Annotated in this window: 18 protein-coding genes and 1 riboswitch; of the genes, 8 read left to right on the top strand and 10 right to left on the bottom strand. The window is 47.3% G+C overall.

Features of this window, described 5'->3' with window-relative positions:
- Positions 1 to 76 precede the first annotated feature (76 nt).
- The 7 genes from AACV20_RS09545 to msrA all read right to left on the bottom strand — a co-directional run bounded on the left by AACV20_RS09545 (position 77) and on the right by msrA (position 5,132).
- On the bottom strand, positions 77 to 577 hold the full coding sequence (locus AACV20_RS09545; protein WP_013855946.1) for a DUF3299 domain-containing protein: 501 nt from the start codon (positions 575 to 577) through the stop codon (positions 77 to 79).
- 9 nt (positions 578 to 586) lie between these two features.
- Positions 587 to 1,846, bottom strand: a complete 1,260-nt coding sequence (locus tag AACV20_RS09540; protein WP_170907176.1) for an ABC transporter permease — start codon at positions 1,844 to 1,846, stop codon at positions 587 to 589.
- The gene (locus AACV20_RS09535; RefSeq protein WP_064625924.1) at positions 1,843 to 2,559 is read right to left on the bottom strand and encodes an ABC transporter ATP-binding protein; all 717 of its coding nucleotides are present in this window, start codon (positions 2,557 to 2,559) and stop codon (positions 1,843 to 1,845) included. The genes AACV20_RS09540 and AACV20_RS09535 overlap by 4 nt, the downstream gene beginning before the upstream one ends.
- A 69-nt stretch (positions 2,560 to 2,628) precedes the next feature.
- On the bottom strand, positions 2,629 to 3,312 hold the full coding sequence (gene zrgA / locus AACV20_RS09530) for a zinc uptake protein ZrgA (protein ID WP_170907175.1): 684 nt from the start codon (positions 3,310 to 3,312) through the stop codon (positions 2,629 to 2,631).
- Positions 3,313 to 3,393: 81 nt separating this feature from the next.
- Positions 3,394 to 3,687 (bottom strand): DUF2607 family protein, encoded by a 294-nt coding sequence (locus AACV20_RS09525; protein ID WP_081989810.1) that lies wholly within the window; start codon positions 3,685 to 3,687, stop codon positions 3,394 to 3,396.
- 140 nt (positions 3,688 to 3,827) lie between these two features.
- Positions 3,828 to 4,379, bottom strand: coding sequence for a YtfJ family protein (locus AACV20_RS09520; RefSeq protein WP_170907174.1), 552 nt, complete (start codon positions 4,377 to 4,379; stop codon positions 3,828 to 3,830).
- 114 nt (positions 4,380 to 4,493) lie between these two features.
- Complete coding sequence (gene msrA / locus AACV20_RS09515; protein WP_088729165.1) at positions 4,494 to 5,132, bottom strand: peptide-methionine (S)-S-oxide reductase MsrA; 639 nt, start codon at positions 5,130 to 5,132, stop codon at positions 4,494 to 4,496.
- Positions 5,133 to 5,299: 167 nt separating this feature from the next.
- On the opposite strand from msrA, the gene tamA reads away from it, so the two are divergent.
- From tamA to AACV20_RS09500, 3 genes are read left to right on the top strand one after another with little or no spacing between them, the layout of a single operon-like run.
- Complete coding sequence (gene tamA / locus AACV20_RS09510) at positions 5,300 to 7,012, top strand: autotransporter assembly complex protein TamA (RefSeq protein ID WP_170907173.1); 1,713 nt, start codon at positions 5,300 to 5,302, stop codon at positions 7,010 to 7,012.
- The gene (gene tamB, locus AACV20_RS09505) at positions 7,009 to 10,806 is read left to right on the top strand and encodes an autotransporter assembly complex protein TamB (RefSeq protein ID WP_170907172.1); all 3,798 of its coding nucleotides are present in this window, start codon (positions 7,009 to 7,011) and stop codon (positions 10,804 to 10,806) included. The genes tamA and tamB overlap by 4 nt, the downstream gene beginning before the upstream one ends.
- A gap of 10 nt (positions 10,807 to 10,816) precedes the next feature.
- Complete coding sequence (locus tag AACV20_RS09500) at positions 10,817 to 11,164, top strand: gamma-glutamylcyclotransferase family protein (protein ID WP_170899297.1); 348 nt, start codon at positions 10,817 to 10,819, stop codon at positions 11,162 to 11,164.
- Positions 11,165 to 11,398: 234 nt separating this feature from the next.
- Here the strand turns inward: AACV20_RS09500 and ppa are convergent, their stop codons facing one another.
- Both ppa and fbp read right to left on the bottom strand, forming a co-directional pair.
- On the bottom strand, positions 11,399 to 11,926 hold the full coding sequence (gene ppa, locus AACV20_RS09495; RefSeq protein WP_010318803.1) for an inorganic diphosphatase: 528 nt from the start codon (positions 11,924 to 11,926) through the stop codon (positions 11,399 to 11,401).
- Between the two features lie 177 nt (positions 11,927 to 12,103).
- Entirely contained in the window at positions 12,104 to 13,114 is a 1,011-nt protein-coding gene (gene fbp / locus AACV20_RS09490; RefSeq protein ID WP_013855958.1) for a class 1 fructose-bisphosphatase, read from the bottom strand.
- Between the two features lie 272 nt (positions 13,115 to 13,386).
- Between fbp and mpl the strand changes: the two genes are divergently transcribed.
- From mpl to thiQ, 5 genes are all read left to right on the top strand, one after another.
- Complete coding sequence (gene mpl, locus AACV20_RS09485) at positions 13,387 to 14,745, top strand: UDP-N-acetylmuramate:L-alanyl-gamma-D-glutamyl-meso-diaminopimelate ligase (protein ID WP_170907171.1); 1,359 nt, start codon at positions 13,387 to 13,389, stop codon at positions 14,743 to 14,745.
- 29 nt (positions 14,746 to 14,774) lie between these two features.
- Positions 14,775 to 15,404: a flavin prenyltransferase UbiX gene (locus tag AACV20_RS09480; protein WP_017047027.1), complete on the top strand. Its 630-nt coding sequence runs from the start codon at positions 14,775 to 14,777 to the stop codon at positions 15,402 to 15,404.
- A gap of 29 nt (positions 15,405 to 15,433) precedes the next feature.
- Positions 15,434 to 15,553: riboswitch (TPP riboswitch) on the top strand.
- A 66-nt stretch (positions 15,554 to 15,619) separates the two neighbouring features.
- Positions 15,620 to 16,612: a thiamine ABC transporter substrate binding subunit gene (gene thiB / locus AACV20_RS09475; protein WP_170907170.1), complete on the top strand. Its 993-nt coding sequence runs from the start codon at positions 15,620 to 15,622 to the stop codon at positions 16,610 to 16,612.
- A 13-nt stretch (positions 16,613 to 16,625) separates the two neighbouring features.
- Positions 16,626 to 18,221: a thiamine/thiamine pyrophosphate ABC transporter permease ThiP gene (gene thiP / locus AACV20_RS09470; protein WP_170907169.1), complete on the top strand. Its 1,596-nt coding sequence runs from the start codon at positions 16,626 to 16,628 to the stop codon at positions 18,219 to 18,221.
- A complete protein-coding gene (gene thiQ, locus AACV20_RS09465) occupies positions 18,215 to 18,919 on the top strand; it encodes a thiamine ABC transporter ATP-binding protein (protein WP_010318809.1) in 705 nt (234 codons plus the stop codon). The genes thiP and thiQ overlap by 7 nt, the downstream gene beginning before the upstream one ends.
- Before the next feature lie 55 nt (positions 18,920 to 18,974).
- Here thiQ and yjgA read toward each other — a convergent pair whose 3' ends face one another.
- Positions 18,975 to 19,502, bottom strand: coding sequence for a ribosome biogenesis factor YjgA (gene yjgA, locus AACV20_RS09460; RefSeq protein ID WP_010318810.1), 528 nt, complete (start codon positions 19,500 to 19,502; stop codon positions 18,975 to 18,977).
- Positions 19,503 to 19,554 lie beyond the last annotated feature (52 nt).

Below are 19,554 nucleotides of genomic sequence, written 5' to 3'. Positions count from 1 at the left end.
ATATGTCGCTTTGCTAGCGTATTTATCTAAATATATCGTTTAGTTTAGATGAATCAATAGGTTGCTATTTTGTTAACTACATGTCGTCGTATTCTTCGATCGCAGTGCCTTCGATCACATACGCTGTTTCGGCCAGATCGTGGCTAACACTTTCGGTTTTCAGTGTCCCAATCAGATAAATTACATCCCAGAGCTGCTGGATTGGAGCACCTTGCGGATATTTCACATAAATAATTTGGTTTGGTGGCGGTGGCGGCACGTGAATGCATGCGCCAAAGTAGGGCACCAGTAGAAACTCAGTAACGTTGTTGGCGTCACCTTCCAGTGGGATCACAAAGCCGGGTATTTTGACCACGCTGCCATTGAGCTCTTTTCTAACTCCGCCGATTTTTGATTGTGCAGCCGTCATTTCGCCATCATGGTTCAATGCTGGCATGCCATCGGCGTTGAATTGGTTACGTTCGTTCTCGGGGATCAGATCGATCCAATCGAGCGTCAGTACTTGTTCATTACTCTGTGCGTACATCGGTAACAAGCCTGATAGCAGCAGCGTGCTGATAAGCAGTAGTTTTTTCATCGTTAAGTCCTAAATTCGAATGGTCATTCCATCGCTAAGTGATTGTCTATAGGCGCGTAGAGCTGGGATAACACCAATAATAATGCCAGCCAGTTGTACATAAGCTAATAATTGCCACTCATAGCTGCTTAAGGTGCTGAGTGTGATTTGAATTCCATAATGCTGCGCAATAAAAGGTTGCACCAGTGCGAGCAGTGAATATAACCCCGCTAATCCAACGCAGATGCCAATAAAGGTCAGCGTCGTCGCTTCGCTGATAAGCAGAGCAAAAATATGTTTAGGTTGTGCGCCCATGGCGCGCAGAATCGCCATTTCACGGCGTCTTTCCTGCAAGCTTGTCAGTAAGCTGCTGAGCATACCAAGTAACCCGGCTGCCACCACAAATACCGACACCGCCATTAAAGCTTGTTCTGCTATCGACATCATACCCCACAGTTCTTGCAGAGCGACGCCGGGCATAATGGCGCTCAAGGGTTCTTGGCGATAGTTATTGATTTCACGTTGCAGTGCAAAGGTTTGAATTCTCGATTTTAAACCGATCAACATGGCGGTGATCTGCTTGGGTTGGAAGTTGTGTTGTTCAAGTTGCTCTTTGGATGGCGAATTGCCTAAATGTGCACCCGATTCCCAACCCACGTGAATGGCTTCAATCGCTTCTAATGATACATGCACTGTTTTGTCTACGGGCGTTCCCGTTGGCGCTAAAATGCCCACTACTTTGAAAGGGAGGTTGTCGTGGCGGCTAAAACCCACATCGCTTATCCCATGCGCAATAATGATGTCACTGCCAATATGGTAACCTAAGGTTTCGGCGACATCTGAACCCAATACCGTTTCAAATAAACCATGAAACTCAGTGCCTTGAGAGAAGGTGAGTGGTTGCTTACTTCCATATTTGAAATGCTCGAAATAATGGTGATTGGTGCCCATAACGCGAAACCCTTGGTGTGAGTCACCCAAGGAAATGGGGATCGCCCACTTGACGCTGCGATGCTCACTGAAGGCTTGGTAGCTTTTCCAGTCGATATTATTGGTGGCATTGCCAATTCTAAATACCGAATAGAGCAGCAAGTTGACTTGTCCAGAGCGGCCGCCGACGATTAGATCCGTCCCTGAAATGGTGTTGGCGAAGCTCTCTTTGGCTTGAGTTCGAATGCGTTCAACCCCCATTAACAGAATGACTGAAATGGCAACCGTCAGAATGGAGAGTAGCGCCGTGGTTTTGCGGTTAAGTACGCTTTTCCACGCCAGATTGGTAATCACATTCATGCTGTCACTCCTGCCTGATTCAATTGAGGGAGGTAAACTGCGCGGTCAAATAAAGCTTCTAAGGTGGGATCGTGGCTCACAAACACCAGTGTTGAACCTGCCCGATTCGTCTCTTCCAATAGCAGTTCGATAAACGCGAGTCGATTGTCGTGATCCAGCGCAGAGGTTGGCTCATCGGCGATGATCAGCTTGGGTTCTCCAATCAGTGCTCTCGCCGCCGCGACACGCTGCTGCTGGCCAATACTCAGTTCGATAACCGGTTTAGTCAGTAGTTCAGGTGCAAGATGTAAGCGAGTGAGTAACTGTTTTGCTTTCTCAATCAGATCGCCTGCAACATTCTGCTTGCGAGTGCTGGAAAAATGGCAAGGTAGCGTAACGTTTTCAATCACTGAGAGATAAGGCAATAAATTAAATTGTTGGAAAATGTAGCCAATGTGATCGGCTCGAAAACGATCCCGTTGACGGGAAGTTAACGTCGACAGGTTGGTGCCTAAAATAGAGACCTCCCCTCGTTGTGCTTGGTTGATCCCAGTCAGTAAGCTCAGTAAGGTCGATTTGCCACAACCACTTGGCCCTTTAATAAAAAGGTGCTCTCCACGTTTTACACAAAGATCCTGGATAGATAAGGCTGGTTGTGAGCTATTCGGCCAACGAAATTCGACCTCTTTCAATTCAATGACAGACGTCAGCGATAGAATATGCAAATCACTCATTGTGAATTCCTTTAACGACAATGAACCTAGAGTAAGTGTGTGCTTACTCTAGGTTGTTGCTTATACGCCTTAAAACGTAATGCGAGTGCTGTTTGTTTTCAACTCAGAGGCAGATTGTGCTTTGTCTGTCAGTACATTGGCAGAGATTGTTTGGGTATTTGGGAACAAGTTAAACCATTGCGTGTCGAGGTACTGCAATTGCGGCATGTTATCGCAGTGATATTGGTACTGAATCGTGAATTCACCGTGACCACTATGCTCGCCTTCATCATGCACATCTTTTTTATGGTCATGGTGTGCGTGTTGAGCATCTTTATCTTGATGTTTATCATCATGTTTTTCATGATGGTCGTGGTCGTGGTCGTGGTCGTGGTCGTGGTCGTGGTCGTGGTCGTGGTCGTGGTCGTGGTCGTGGTCGTGGTGCTCACCATTTAACGTATGCGCGATACGACTTTCTTCTAAATGACACTTGGCCGGAGCGGGCAGTTGGAAAATGCCATCGGCGTGGCTGAACTGCTCAAGGACTTTATTTAAGCGCTGTTGTTGTTCATCATTTTGTGGTGCATGTTCAAAGCCGACTACATCAGCGCCGGGGGCGGTGATTTCAATCAGTAAATCTTGCCCATCTTGAGCAATATTGAACTCGACGTGGCCATGTACATGAGCCTCATGTTGGCGAAACTCTTCATTTGCCAGTGCTGGCATGCTTAAAATTAGGCCGATAGAGAGAGCGAGTTTACGTTGGATAAACATTGGGTGATTCCTTTTAAACATCAAAATAGCCCTTAGCGCGTTGGCTTTGGGTAACAAATCATAAATAACTAGATAAGACGTCTAAAAGTGAGGAGGTGAGCGAGCAAGATAAGCGTAATGAACTGAGGGGCGACGCTGAGTTTTCTCTACTGATGATCGAATTTCGCAGCCACTAACGGCAGGAAGGATAGGCAGCGCACTGCTTAGACCATTTTGAAAGCCAGAAAAAAGTTGGCAATGATGCTGCGCGTGATGCGCAGGATTAGTATCGAGGTGATGATCTACATAAGCGACATTCAACCATAGCATCAGCAGCATGGCACATAATGCAATGCTTTGAGCTCGGTAATGGGGGCAACGTAGACGGGTAAACATCAAACCAATACAGTAGTAAAATGATAATTGTTATAATATAACAATATTGTGAGAATAAAGCGTACTCTTATTTTTATAAAAGCACCTTTCACCACGATATGTTTAGCAAAGGCAGCCGTGTTATCGGCCACCTAAGGTTATTATAAATTCTGTTTGATCAAGCCTAAAACCGTTTGAATTTCCTCATCACTCAATGCACCTTCCTTAACAAACAGTACCTTACCTTGCTTATCTTGAACGATGATCGCTGATAATTCCTCTTTTAAATCCCACGCTTTGGCTACATTTCCCGCTTCATCTAGCACCATGGAAGACCACGGAAACTCTTTCTTGCTGTCTTGAGCGGAAGATTTGACAAACGATCCTGTGCCCCAAATCGCATCATCTTGGTTGATGATCGAGGTGGTTTGATAACTTTCTGCGGGAAATTGTGCGGCCATAATGGCAGCCATCAATGGTGCATTTAACGCTTTAGCACTGCTGCGACCAGCAATGGCTTGAATGACGCGCACTTTGCCTAGCAGTTGGCTGGTATCCCAAGTTTGAAAGGCCGTTTTATCATCTTGTAGGATGATTTCACCATATTTTTCCACTGAAACATCAGCAACTTGCTGACCTTGGGTAATGTTGTGTGCCATGGCAAGCGCTGGACAGCAGGCCATTAGAATGGCGATCACTCGTTTACTTTTCATTGTAGGGGTCCCTTTTAGTTGAGCAACAAAGGTATAGCATAGAATTAATAAAACCACGAAAAGAGGCCATGAAGCGGTTAACAAAATGCTAACAAAGCCTCAATTCTACACGCTTTATTCGCTGAGCTGGGGTGGGAAGCAGATGCCTGTTCCTCCTAACCCACAATAACCATTCGGATTTTTAGCTAAATATTGTTGATGATAGCTTTCGGCGTAGTAGTAAGGACCTGCGGGTGCAATTTCGGTGGTAATTAAGGCTCGTTGACTGGCTGACAACGCCTGCTGGTATCGCTGCTTTGAGGCTTGTGCTATTTGCTGTTGTTGTTCTGAATAGGTATAGATAGCGGAGCGATACTGAGTGCCTTTATCGTTACCTTGACGCATGCCTTGGGTCGGATCGTGCTTTTCCCAAAAATGACTTAATAGCTTTTCTAATGGCAAGCGCTGTGGATCAAAGATTACGCGTACCACTTCAGTATGGCCAGTTTCACCACTGCATACTTCTTCGTAAGTTGGGTTTGGGGTAAAGCCGCCGGCATAGCCTACTGAAGTCGACACCACACCATCGAGTTGCCAAAATAAGCGTTCAGCGCCCCAAAAACAGCCCATACCAATCACTATTTGTTGCTGATGCTCATTAGGCTGCTCAGTGATGTTGCTGTGGTTAACGTAATGAATTTCCTCCACTGACATAGGGGTTTCTCGTCCTTTCAGTGCTGTTTGTGCGCTGACCATTGTTTGTTTATTGAGCATGAGCTTTCCTTTTGTGTACCGATTTTTGGCTTTATTTGTTGTTGTTGAGCCACTGTTTCACATTCAGCCCGAATAATTGACTGATTTCATACAGACGGAGCTTGCTATTGGCGGTATGATTTCCATCCATTAACGATCTGTTTACTCAACTGTTCCTTTAATTAAGCATGAGACGAAAATCATTACCAGTTCTATTCACGATGCTACTTATTTCCACTTCGGCGTATGCCAAGGTGGCGTTAACCATTAATGGTTTAGAGGGTGAATTAGAAAACAACGTTGAAGCCTATTTATCGTCGATTCCAGAGAGCGACTATTCAACGCATCTTCGTTTTCAATCTCGTTTAGAGAAAAGCATGACGGAAGCGCTTGTCGCGCTGGGTTACTACCATCCTCAATTTGAGTTTGTGGTGGTGAGCGATGAGCAAGAGCTGATGGTCACTATCAATCCTGGACCGCTAACAACCATTAAAGAGATGGATGTGGTGATCAGCGGGGAAGCTGAATCTGATGCTGATTTTGCCAATCTCATTAACCGCAATGCCCTTAAAGTGGGCGCGGCGGTTAATCATGGCCAGTACGATGCTTTGAAATCGGGTATCCGTAACTTAGCGTTGCAAAAAGGTTATTTTAACGGGAATTTTGAATTAAGCCGTTTGGAAGTTGCGCCAGAGTTGAATGAAGCTTTCGTACGCCTTCATTTTAACAGTGGTATTCGTTACCATTTTGGTCCCTCGCTCATTACTGGAAGCCAAATTGAAGATCAGCGAGTTCGCTCACTTCAGCCCTATAAAACCAATGATCCTTACCTTGTTTCCAAGGTAGGGGAATATAACCAAAACTTATCCAATACCGATTGGTTTTCCTCTGTTTTTGTTGAACCCGATCTCAGTCAACTGGAGAACGGTCGCGAACTGCCGATGAAGGTTTCCCTTGCACCGCAAGCTCGAAATCAGCTTGAAACCGGTTTAGGTTACTCAACGGATGTGGGAGTACGTGGTTCATTCAAGTGGAAGAAACCTTGGGTTAACAGCCTCGGCCACAGTTTTGATAGCAGTTTCTCCCTTTCTGCCCCAGAGCAGACCATTACCGCTGGCTACAAAATACCGCTAGAAGATGTGCGGCGTGAATATTATCGAATTCAGTATGGAATGAAGAATGTCGATAACCGTGATACGAAGAGTTTGGAGTCTAACTTATCGTTTGAGCGCCACTGGCTGCGTGATGGCGGTTGGCATCGAACCCTATTCGTTCGTTATTTGATAGAAAACTACGAACAAGGTTTGCAAAGCGATGTCGGCCAGTTTGTATTACCGGGAGCGACCTATTCTCGTACGCGTGTTCGTGGTGGTTCAATGCCGATGTGGGGCGATAAACAGAGCATCACACTTGAGTATGGCGATCCAAATTTCGTCTCTGAAACGCGTGTGGTGCGGTTGTTGGCGGGCACGGCTTGGATACGCAGCGCCGGGCAAAACCACCGTGGTTTATTGCGTTTAGACGGCGGCGCAAACTTCAGTGAAGAGTTTGACAAACTCTCGCCTTCTCTGCGCTTCTTTGCTGGTGGCGATAACAATTTACGAGGGTATAGCTATCAATCTATCTCACCTAAAGATGCCAGTGGCGCACTGACTGGGGCCAAATACATCGCCACCAGTTCGTTGGAGTATCAATATCGTTTGGTTGGAAATTGGTGGGGTGCACTGTTTGTCGATTACGGCGATGCCTTTAATGACTCGCCGGATTGGAAAACTGGTGTGGGAGCCGGGATTCGCTGGGCTTCTCCGGTTGGACCGATCCGCTTAGATTTTGCATGGGGGCTTGACGCTAATCCCGGCGATGAATTTCAGCTGCATTTCACCTTGGGGCCTGAACTATGACCAAAGTGATGTTGAAGATAACCAAATGGGCATCGGCGATTTTATTCACCTTGTTGGGTGCGGTATTTATTGCACTCGCAGCCTTGTTGTTTACCAACTCAGGGCTTAACGGCCTATTGTGGGGAGCACAAAAAGCGCTGCCACAACTGCAGGTTGCCAGCGCTCAAGGTGCAATTTTTCCACGTTTCACGCTCAACCAAGTCACCTTTTCCGATGAGGCATTAAAGCTCGATCTCGATGTGCAGCGAGTGACATTAGCCATAAGTGCTAGCTGCTTATTGGAGCCTTCAATTTGCTTAAATGAACTTGCGATCAGTGGCTTAAGGCTGGCACTGCCAGAGCTTCCTCCTTCGACGCAAGGTGAGCCTTCGTCTGCCTCTGATCCCATTACGTCAATCTCTACACCGGTGCCAATTAAGGTTGGCCGTGTGGAGCTCAATGATATTCAGCTGGATATTTTGGGTAATACGCTGGCATGGAAGCAATTTTCTACTCATGCCTCATTTCAAGGTAATCGCTTACGGATTGGCAAAACCAGTTGGAGCGATATTCAACTGAAGCTTGCGACCAATGACGAGGCAGATTCAGCCTCAAGCGCACAATCCAAATCCACTCCATCCACAACCGTATCATCGACGGCGGCACCTGCGGTGAAAACGCCCATCACCTTGCCAGAGGTGATCATTCCGCTGCAATTGGAAGTGGAGCGTTTTGATATCAACCAGTTTACTCTTCAGCAAGTTGAGCCTTTGGTTGTCAAGCATCTTGGTTTGGTCGCCAATGCTTATCAGAGCAGTGTTTCATTAAAATCACTTGAGCTTGAGCTGCCACAATTGATTGCCAACCTAAAAGCTGATGCGCAGCTGAAGGGAGACTATCCGCTCAATCTCTCTTTAAAAAGCACGCTCAAAATGGCTGAAGCTCAGGGGCAAACACTGGCACTAGAGGCTTCGGGTAGCTTGGGTGATTTAACGATCAACGCGAAACTGGGCGGGCTTGCGCAAGCAAACTTAAATGCGCAATTGGCGCTACTGCAACCTGAGATCCCGTTTGATATTTCGTTAGATGATGTTCAAGCACAGTGGCCATTGATTGGGCAAGGAGACTATTTTGTTCGCGTACCGAGTTTAAAAACTCAAGGTTCACTCGACGGATATAGCGTGGCGCTCAATGGCCAACTGCAAGGTAAAGATCTGCCCGATGTGACGCTGGATGTTGCTGGTAAAGGTACTTTACAGCAAATCAACTTAGATTCTTTGCTAATCGACACCTTAGGGGGGCAAATTGCTGGTCAAGTGATGGCCAACTGGCAAGCCCCAATTCACTGGCAAGCGGCGCTGAATTTAGAACAGATTCAGCCGGGATTACAGTGGCCGCAAGCCGAAGGCGTGATCAGCGGTAAGCTCGAAACTACGGGTGAGCTTACCGAGCAGGGCGGTTGGAACGTTGCGCTGCCTATTTTGGATATTGAGGGTGTGTTGCGTGGCTACCCACTGAATATTGAAGGTCAATTAAACGCATCAGATATGACAGGGAAAGGCGCTTTTACTGTGTCGACCAGCGGCTTAACGTTAGCCCATGGACCCAACCAGATTACGGCCAAAGGTGAGCTGGATAAAGAGTGGCGTATGGGCTTATCGGTTGATTTTGCGGATCTGGTGAAAAGTGTTCCTGATTTGCACGGCAAAGTGATTGGCGATATTTATCTGCGTGGTGATTTGCAGCAGCCGCAAATCAAGCTGCGCCTCAATGCAAATGATCTTGCTTGGCAGCAACAAGCGACCTTAAAGCAGGTGACTTTAACTGGTGATGTTACGCCACTTCCTGTGCCACAAGCCGAAGTGAAATTGCAGGCGAGCCAGTTGAGCTACCAGCAGCAGTTAGTTGATAGTGTGGACTTGCGTTTTTCAGGTACGCAGGCGCAGCATCAACTGAGCTTAGACGTCATTTCAAATCTGATTTCAACCAGCTTGGCGATCAGCGGATCTTTTGAAGATAAGCCGACGATGCAGTGGCAAGGTGCGCTGGAACGAGTACAACTGTCCACAGAACAAGGGCCGTGGCTATTAAACCAAGCGACACCTGTTGCGGTTAATATCGAGAAACAACAAGCTACGATTGCCGCGCATTGTTGGCAGCAAGAGGGAGCATCGCTCTGCTTAGATAAAGATGCGACTGTGGGGCAAAGTGGCGCGGCCGAGCTTTCTCTCAACCATTTTGATTTTCAGCAAATCGCAATGTTTTTACCGCAAGAGACTCAACTTAAAGGCCAAGCCGATGTCAGTCTCACAGCTCAATGGGCGCCCAATACTGCGCCTCAAGCGAAAGTGTCACTCAGCTTAAGCCAAGGTGCAGTCACGCAGCACATCGACCAAGCCATTACTTTAGGTTGGGATAGCGTCACTATTGAAAGTACGCTTGAACAGAACAAGCTGTTTGCTCGTTGGCTAGTGGATGTGACCGATAATGGCGATCTGTCGGGGCAAATCACCATTGCGGATCTAATGGCAAAAGAAAAAATGATGGATGGCGCATTAACGCTTTCCACTTTTAATATTGATTTTCTACAGCCGCTGCTTGGGGATTATAGCCAAGCGAAATCGAAGATTAGCAGTCAACTTGCCTTCAGTGGGCCGATGTTGCACCCGAAAGTGATAGGCAGCGTGGTGGTGGATGACATTGTCGTCAAAGGCGATATTTCGCCGCTGGATGTTACCTCGGGCCGAGTGGCGATGGACTTTAATGGTTACCAAGCCTTGCTCAATGCTTCGATTCAAACTGCGGATGGCGAGTTGAGTATCAAGGGGGATGCCGACTGGCAGAAAATAGAGCAGTGGCGTGCCAACCTACGCGTGTTGGCCGATGAGCTATTGGTGGATCTACCGCCTATCGTCAAGATTAAAGTTATCCCAGACATGAGCATCACACTAGAACCTCAACTGGCCACTGTGACAGGGAATATTAACCTGCCTTCGGGACGTATCGTGGTAGAAGAGTTGCCTCCGAGCGCGATTGGTGTCTCCAAAGATCAAGTGATATTGGACGCTGCTTTACAGCCTGTGAGCGAGCAAAGCGCCATGCCATTTAACGTTGAAACGAATGTAAACATCTCGATTGGTGATGATTTCCGGCTCAGTGCCTTTGGTTTGCAAGGCGGCTTGATTGGCCGCCTCAATGTGGCGCAAAAGGATAAAGGCCCTTTTATTACTGGAGAAGTAAATATCCAAAATGGTTCGTATCGATCCTTTGGACAAGATTTGCTGATCCAAGAAGGCAAAATTTTAATGAATGGACCGGTTGATCAACCTTATGTTTCGATTAAAGCGGTGCGCAACCCGGATAACACACAAGATGGCGTGATTGCAGGGGTAAAAGTGACCGGCTCTGCCGATGAACCCGCAGTCTCCATTTTTTCAGAACCCGCGATGCCACAAGCCAATACACTTTCTTACCTACTTCGTGGTCAGAATATTGATGGCGAGGCGGGTGGCAATGCGATGACCACTGCACTGATTGGTTTGAGCTTGGCACAAAGCGGTAAGGTGGTGGGCGAAATTGGTCAAGCCTTCGGTGTGCAAGATCTGCAATTGGATACGGCTGGTTCCGGTGATGATTCACAAGTGACGGTAAGCGGCTATATTTTACCGGGGCTACAAGTGAAATATGGTGTTGGTATTTTCAGCTCGGTGGGCGAATTTACCGTGCGTTACCGCTTGATGAGGGATTTGTACGTTGAAGCGGTATCCGGCTTAGATAGCGCGGTGGATCTTTTGTATCAGTTTGAATTTAACTAGGGACAGTCATATGCAACATCTGGTTTTTGTCTACGGCACATTACGCCGTGGTGAAAGTAATGCGCATCTGCTTGAGACAAGCGAAATGTTAGGATCGTTCTACACGCCGGCTGACTATGCGCTGTATGATCTAGGTCCATATCCTGGCTTGGCTCAGGGACAGCAATCGATAGTCGGTGAGGTATATCGAGTGGATGAGCAGACACTAGCAAAACTCGATCTTTTAGAAGATATTCCCATCGAATATCGCCGTGAAACGATCGAAACCCCATTTGGCCGTGCGTGGATTTATCTCTATCAAGATCACAGCCGTCTTACTGCTGTGATTAATTCTGGAGACTGGTGCCAACGGGTTTAACGAACGGCGTTGAAAATGGAAATAAAAAAGCCACACCGCATATTAGCAGGATGTGGCTTTTTATTTATAACGACACTTATCCCCTTCCTACTTGAAGCTGCAGCGGTGTTGGCTACGTTCGTTCACTCCAATCACATAGTTTGCCTATGCTCATGGGGACTCACTCACTTGCCGCCTACCTGCAACTCCAAGTTGTTTGGGTATATAACTATCGTGACTGTTTAATTATGGTGGCTATTTTTGGGCGCGTTCAAATGAAGTCAGGATTTCAGCTCGCGCGGCAGCGGCATCTTCCCATCCATCGACTTTGACCCATTTGCCCGCTTCAAGCTCTTTATAGCGTTCAAAGAACTGTGTAATTTGCGCTTTCAGTAGTGCTGGCAGGTCATTTACGTCTTGAATGTGGTCGTACTCTTTGGTGAGCTTGGAGTGAGGAACCGCCACCACTTTGGCATCTTCACCAGACTCATCGGTCATCTTCAATACGCCAACTGGGCGGCAACGAATCACCGAGCCTGGCATGAGCGGATAAGGCGTGGGCACCAACACATCGACAGGATCGCCATCGAGCGATAAGGTGTGATTCACATAACCGTAGTTGCATGGGTAGAACATAGGTGAAGACATGAAACGGTCCACAAATACCGCGCCAGATTCTTTGTCGACTTCGTATTTGATTGGGTCGGCGTTGGCTGGAATTTCAATCACCACGTAAATATCATCAGGCAGTGATTTTCCTGCCGGAACGTTGTTTAAGCTCATTTAGCATTTCCTTTTTCGTCGCTGGACTTGAATTGTTTTGGGTTGATTAACAGAACGTAAACGCTTGTGTTGCAACTTTAGCGGTAAATAGGAAACGGTGTAAACCGTAAAAAGAGAGTCTTGCCTCATATTTATCGATAAAAAAAGCGCCTAGAGTTAGGCGCTCATTGAGCTGATTTAATCGCGATTGAGTTCCAAGAACTCTTCCAATTTATGGACCATATTTTTTGAACCGCAGAAGAATGGCACACGTTGATGCAGTTCTGTCGGCTTAATATCCAACACGCGATTGACGCCGTCAGAAGCAATACCGCCTGCTTGTTCAATCAAAAACGCCATAGGATTGCATTCATACAATAGGCGCAGCTTGCCGTTTGGATGGCTTTGTGTGCTTGGGTATAGATAGATCCCACCTTTGAGAAGATTACGGTGAAAATCCGCCACTAGCGAACCAATGTAACGTGAGGTGTAAGGGCGATTATCTTCAGGCACATTCTCTTGGCAGTATTTAATGTATTTTTTGACGCCAGTTGGGAAGCGGATGTAGTTACCTTCATTGATGGAGTAAATTTTACCATCATCGAAGGTCATCATATTGGGGTGTGAAAGATAGAAGGTGCCGAGTGACGGATCATAAGTAAAGCCATTCACGCCGTTGCCAGTGGTATACACCAACATGGTTGAAGAGCCGTAAATAACATAACCAGCCGCAACCTGTTTATTACCGGGTTGTAAGAAGTCTTCTTGTGTTGGTGGCGTGCCGACTGGCGATACGCGGCGATAAATAGAAAAAATCGTGCCGACAGAGACATTGACATCGATGTTGGATGAGCCGTCCAGCGGGTCCATCAACACCACGTATTTTGCGTTTTTGTTGAGCTCTTTACTGAACGCAACCGCTTCATCTTCTTCTTCACTGGCGACACCACACACTTGATCGCGCGCTTCAAGCGCCGCTTTAAATTTTTCGTTGGCGTAGACATCGAGTTTTTGTTGTTCTTCGCCTTGAATATTATCCGTACCAACTGCACCGGTAATATCAGCAAGGCCTGCTTTGTTGATTTCTCTATTAACAATTTTTGCCGCAAGACGAATAGAGGACAACAGAGATGAAAGATCACCGCTTGCGTGGGGGAAGTCATGTTGTTTCTCAACAATAAACTCGCCAAGAGTGCGAATCTCAGACATGTTATTTCCTTAACATAGCTATATAGGGGGGAGTGATTGTTTCACAACGCATCCTCTTGTTGGGATGTCGGCCGAAACGAGTGACCCATTTGATAACGTTTGGGTAACACTGCGATTTTAGGGCTTAGATCTTTTTAATGGTAATGAAGTAACAGATTGAGATCTCAATTTGTTTGTCGACTTTTTAGAAGTTGCAAACATGCTCGCTTTTCTTAAATGGATGGTGATAATGGAGGCAATCACTCACAACGCCATGTGCGAGGCTAGGATTTATGCATATTCACATTCTTGGGATTTGCGGTACGTTTATGGGCGGTGTTGCCGTTTTAGCGCGGCAATTAGGTCATAAAGTTACCGGCAGCGACGCCAACGTTTACCCACCGATGAGTACGTTATTGGAGTCTCAAGGGATCGAGATTATCGAAGGCTTTGACCCTGCCCAATTAGAGCCCAAGCCTGATTTGGTGGTCATTGGCAACGCCATGAGTCGCGGCAATCCGTGTGTTGAATATGTGCTGAACCACAACTTGCGTTACACCTCTGGCCCGCAATGGTTGCAAGAGTTCCTGTTGCATGACCGCTGGGTCCTTGCGGTGGCTGGTACACACGGTAAAACCACCACGTCGAGCATGTTGGCGTGGATCTTGGAAGATTGTGGTTACCAACCAGGCTTTTTGGTGGGAGGCGTACTTGGCAACTTTGGCATTTCTGCGCGTTTGGGCGAAAGCATGTTTTTTGTGGTTGAAGCCGATGAATATGATAGTGCTTTTTTCGATAAGCGTTCTAAGTTTGTCCATTATCACCCACGCACTTTAGTGTTGAACAACTTAGAGTTTGATCATGCGGACATTTTTGACGATCTTGAAGCGATTAAGCGCCAATTTCATCATCTAGTGCGTACTGTTCCGGGTAATGGCCGTATTTTTGCTCCGCAAAAAGAGCGCGCATTAGCGGATGTTTTCGCACGTGGCTGCTGGAGCGAAACCGAGTTTACCGGTGAGCAAGCGCAGTGGAAAGCTGAAAAAATCACGCGTGATGGTTCGCAATTTGATGTGTTCTTTGACAATGAACGCGTGGGGCGCGTGACTTGGGATTTGGTTGGCGATCATAATGTCGATAACGCCTTAATGGCGATTGGCGCGGCGCGTCACGTAGGGGTCACACCAGATTTAGCCTGTCAAGCTTTGGGCAAATTTATCAATACCAAACGTCGTTTAGAGCTTAAAGGCGAAGTGAACGGTATTACGTTGTATGACGATTTTGCTCATCATCCAACGGCCATTGAACTTACTTTGGGTGGTTTACGTAACAAGGTAGGCGATCAGAAAATTATCGCGGTTTTAGAGCCTCGTTCGGCTACGATGAAGTTGGGCGTACATAAGCAAACTTTAGCGGCGTCATTACAGCAAGCCGATTCAGTTTATCTCTATCAGCCGAACAATCTTGCTTGGTCGGTGCAGGATGTAGCTGATCAATGCTCACAACCAGCGCAAGTGAATGATGATATTGATGCTTTCGTCGCGCAAATTGCGCAGGAAGCCCAGCCGGGCGATCACATTTTGGTGATGAGCAATGGTGGCTTTGAAGGTATTCATAACAAGCTACTACTTGCATTAAATCAAGCCATGTAATGCCAGCGACACAAACGAAATAGAGAGTTATGACAACAAAACAGAAAGCCATCACTTTAGCCTTTACTGGCGCTTCAGGTGCTCCTTACGGACTTCGTCTGTTGGAGTGTTTATTGGCTGCAGATTACCGAGTGTATCTGTTGATCTCTTCGGCCGCGCGCGTTGTGCTTGCAACCGAGCACGGTTTGAAGTTGCCCAGTGGGACTGAGGCAGCCAAAGCAGCGTTGGTGGAACATTTACACTGCGATGCCTCACAGCTTGTCGTGTGCGGCAAAGAAGAGTGGTTCTCTCCAGTGGCTTCGGGCTCTGCTGCGCCAAAACAGATGGTGGTGTGCCCATGTTCGGCAGGTAGCGTTGCGGCGATTGCCCATGGCATGTCCGATAATTTGATCGAACGTGCTGCCGATGTAGTGATGAAAGAGCGTGGCCAACTGGTGTTAGTGGTGCGCGAAACTCCGTTTTCCACCTTACATTTAGAAAACATGCTCAAGTTGTCGCAAATGGGCGTCACCATTATGCCCGCAGCCCCCGGTTTTTATCATCAGCCGCAGTCAATTGAAGACTTGGTCGATTTTATGGTGGCGCGTATTTTGGACCATTTAGGCGTTGAACAAGGGCTTGTGCCACGTTGGGGATATGACTCACGCCCAACGGTGTAGCTTATTGCGTTAATTCCAATTACAATCCACCTCACTCAACGGGGAGCAAATCATTCATCTCAATGAATGCTGCTGAGATCAAGCGTGAGCTTGGGACCCGTAAACCTGAACCAGATAATGCTGGCGTAGGAATTGGGTTAGGATCTCAGAATAGGAATAATGGAATATTCTCATCCTCCTCAAGCCTGTGCCGCTCAACCAAGGAGAGCGACCAGTTGAACACCACTCTTAATACCATTGCACTTGCCACCATCACCTCTTTTTCAGCGCATGCCGCTGACAATATCCTTACCGTTTATACCTATGACTCGTTCGCATCAGAATGGGGCCCGGGACCGGCGATTGAAAAAGCATTCGAAGCACAATGCGCTTGCGATCTTCAGTTTGTGGCACTCGATGATGGGGTATCGATCCTAAACCGTTTACGTCTTGAAGGTAATAACAGTAAAGCAGACATCGTACTCGGTTTAGATAACAACTTAATGGCCGAGGCCAAACAGACTGGCTTATTGACAAATCATAATGTCGAGACGAGCCAAGTCACGCTACCCGGTGGTTGGAGTGATGAAACATTTGTTCCTTATGATTACGGCTATTTTGCCTTTGTTTACAATAAAGAGAAATTAGCAAACCCACCGAAAAGCTTAAAAGAGTTGGTAGAAAAGCGCGATGATCTTAAAGTGATTTATCAAGATCCGCGCACTTCAACACCCGGTCAAGGCTTACTGCTGTGGATGAAATCTGTCTATGGTGAGAAAGCCAATTTGGCATGGCAACAGCTCGCCAATAAGACGGTGACAGTCACCAAAGGTTGGTCAGAAGCTTATGCGATGTTTTTAAAAGGTGAGTCCGATCTGGTGCTCTCTTACACCACCTCTCCAGCCTATCATTTGATTGCGGAAAATGACGCCAAGTACGCGGCTGCCGATTTTGCCGAAGGACACTATATGCAAGTGGAAGTGGCTGCGAAAGTAAAACACAGTGATAACGGCAAATTGGCCGATGAGTTCATGCGCTTTATTTTAAGTGATCAATTTCAGTCGGTGATGCCAACCGGAAACTGGATGTATCCTGTGACGTCTGTCGCGCTACCGAAAGGTTTTGAAACGCTGGCTGTGCCACCAAAGGCGCTTACCTTTAGCGCACAAGAGGTGTCTGAGATGCGTAAAGCGTGGATCCGTGAGTGGCAAACCGCCTTAACGTTTTAAGGTGCGATAAAGTTTGAATGCTATTCCTAAAATAGGCATTGGGGTCGCGATGCTTGTCGCGACCTTTGTCATCAGTGCGTTGGCGGCGTTGCTGTTACAAGCACCCAGCTTAAATGTGATGCACGTATGGCAAGACCCGTATTATCGCCATGTTACTCAATTTAGTTTTTACCAAGCCAGCTTGTCGATGCTGCTCAGTGTTGGTTTCGCGGTTCCTGTTGCTCACGCACTTTACCGTCGTCGATTTTGGGGACGTGCGCTGCTGATCAAATTGTTTGCAACGACCTTAGTGCTTCCGGTGCTGGTGGGCGTATTTGGTTTGTTGGCTATTTATGGTAATAGCGGTCTGCTCGCCTCGCTGCTCGCGTGGTTTGATAGCAAACTGCCGTTTTCCATTTACGGATTAAACGGTATTTTACTGGCGCATCTGTTTTTTAATCTCCCGTATGCCAGCCGTTTATTGCTGCAAGCGTTAGAGTCGATCCCGGCAGAACAACATAAGTTATGCGCGCATCTTGGCATGAGTCATTGGCACAAATTTCGTTGGGTTGAATGGCCGCGTTTGCGTCAGCAGCTTCCTCATGTCTGTGGTTTGGTGTTCATGCTCTGTTTTACCAGTTTTGCCACTGTGATGGCACTTGGCGGCGGGCCTAAATCAACCACGATTGAGCTGGCGATTTATCAGGCGATCAAATTTGATTTTGATTTACAAGCCGGCGCGCTGCTTGCGCTGTGGCAGATGCTGTTATGCGGGCTGCTGTCTCTATCCATTTCACGTCTAGCGAAGCCATTAGCCATCACCACAGGGCGTCAAGCGAGTGATTATGTGGTTAGTCGAGACAATCGAAAAGCGCAATACTGGGACGGCGCATGGATCTTCCTTGCGTTGCTGTTAGTACTTCCGCCGCTGGTGATGGTCATCTTGAGCGGTTTAAATTCGCAGCTTTTTCACGTCTTGAGCGATGAGCAATTCTGGCGTGCGCTTTGGGCTTCACTGCAAGTGGCGTTATTGGCAAGCGTGGTTGCTGTTTCGGCTGGGGTTGCCATACTGATCACGACTCGCGCTTGGCGCCTGCAGCAGCACAACCGTAAGGCGGACCAATTAGAGTTGATTGGCGCGATTATTTTGGTCACGCCAGGGCTTGTTATCAGCACCGGGCTTTTTCTGTTACTGCGTATCTGGACCGATGCATTTAGCTTAGCGTATTGGGTGGTTTTTTTCGTCAATGGCTTAATGGCATTGCCGTATGTGTTGAAAACATTGGCGCAACCTATGCTGCATATCGCGCAGCAATATCAATGGTTATGTGCCAGCCTTGGCATTAAAGGGTGGCAGCGTTTGCAAGTGATTGAGCTGCGTGCGTTGCGTAAACCCTTAGCGCATGCCTTTGCGATCAGCTTTTTGCTCTCAATGGGGGATTTAAGTTCGATTGCTCTATTTGGGAGCCAAGAGTTTAGAACCTTACCGCTTTACTTGTTCCAACTGCTAGGCAGTTACCAAATGCAAGCGGCGGCGGTGGTTTCTCTTACGCTGTTGCTACTCAGTGTGGGGTGTTTTGCCCTCATTGAGCGGTTATTTCATTCACATTCAAAGGTAAAGCAATGTTAGAACTCAAGGCCGTACATTATGAGTATCAACAGGAGTGGTTTGAATTTTCGCTCTCTGTACCGCGAGGGGCGATTCTTTCTTTGATGGGACCAAGTGGCGCGGGCAAGTCGACTTTACTGAGCTTAGTTGCGGGCTTTATTGCACCGAAAAGCGGCGATATCCAAGTGCAAGGGCAATCTTTACTTGGGCAAGAGCCACACTTGCGTCCTTTTTCGATGCTGTTTCAAGAGCACAATCTTTTTGCCCATCTCACTGTGCGTGAAAATATTAGCCTTGGGCTACATCCGGGGCTGAAATTAACCCCTTCACAAAAGGCGTTGGTTGAGTGCGCCGCGCAGCAAGTGGGTTTGGCTGCGCTACTTGATCGCTTGCCTGAGCAGCTCTCAGGTGGGCAGCGTCAACGAGTTGCTCTGGCGCGCTGTTTTGTACAACCACATCCTATCTGGCTGCTGGATGAGCCTTTTTCCGCCTTGGATCCGCTACTCAGAGAAGAGATGCTGCTTTTGGTTAAGCAGTTAGCTGCAGAAAGAGAGATCACTGTAGTGATGGTGACGCACCATATCAGTGATGCCAAAGCGATTGCGAGCCATTTTGCGTTTATGGCTCAAGGACATGTGTTAGTGAGTGATCGCATTGAGGCACTTTCCGCGCAACACGCAGACGCGCAGCTCAGTGATTTTGTGCGTGCAGGGGAATAAAAAAAACCTCACACGTTTAGGTGAGGTTTTTGCGTCTAATCAGCACTATGACAGGTTACACTGACTTATCGTTATGCTCTCTGAGCACTTGGAAAATCTCTCGTGATGCTCTTGGTGGTTTGCTGTTGGCTTTCTCTTTATTTGCTTGACGCGCTAATTGGCGCAGACGTTGACGATCCATCTCTGGATAGAGTGCCATCGCATCTTCAATCGCGCTGTCACCTTTCTCAACAATACGATCACGCATCTGTTCGAGCTTGTGCAGCATGGCGGTATTTTGTGAGTGCTTGTTACGCAGTTTATCCAATGCCGCTTGGATCGGTTCGGCATCGATGGTACGCATCATTTTACCAATGTATTGCAGTTGGCGGCGTCTGGCTTCCATGCTAAAACGCTGAGCATCTTTGATGGCATCCATCAAATCTTCAGACATCGGGATTTTTGCTAACTGAGACGGCTTCAGAGCAACCAGCTCTTCACCCAGTTTTTGTAGCTCAGTCATGTCGTTTTTCATTTCGGTTTTGCTAACCCAAATGATCTCCTCTTCTTCTTCCCAAGGAGCTTTTTGATTCTTACGCGCCATTTTCTTCATCTATTGAGTTATGTATGTCAGCTATTTTAGCAAGAATCGTGGG

Source organism: Vibrio sp. B4-6, from assembly GCF_963888245.1.
GTDB lineage: Bacteria > Pseudomonadota > Gammaproteobacteria > Enterobacterales > Vibrionaceae > Vibrio > Vibrio anguillarum.
Note: the sequence above shows the minus strand (reverse complement) of the source record. Positions and strands in the feature narration are given on the sequence as shown.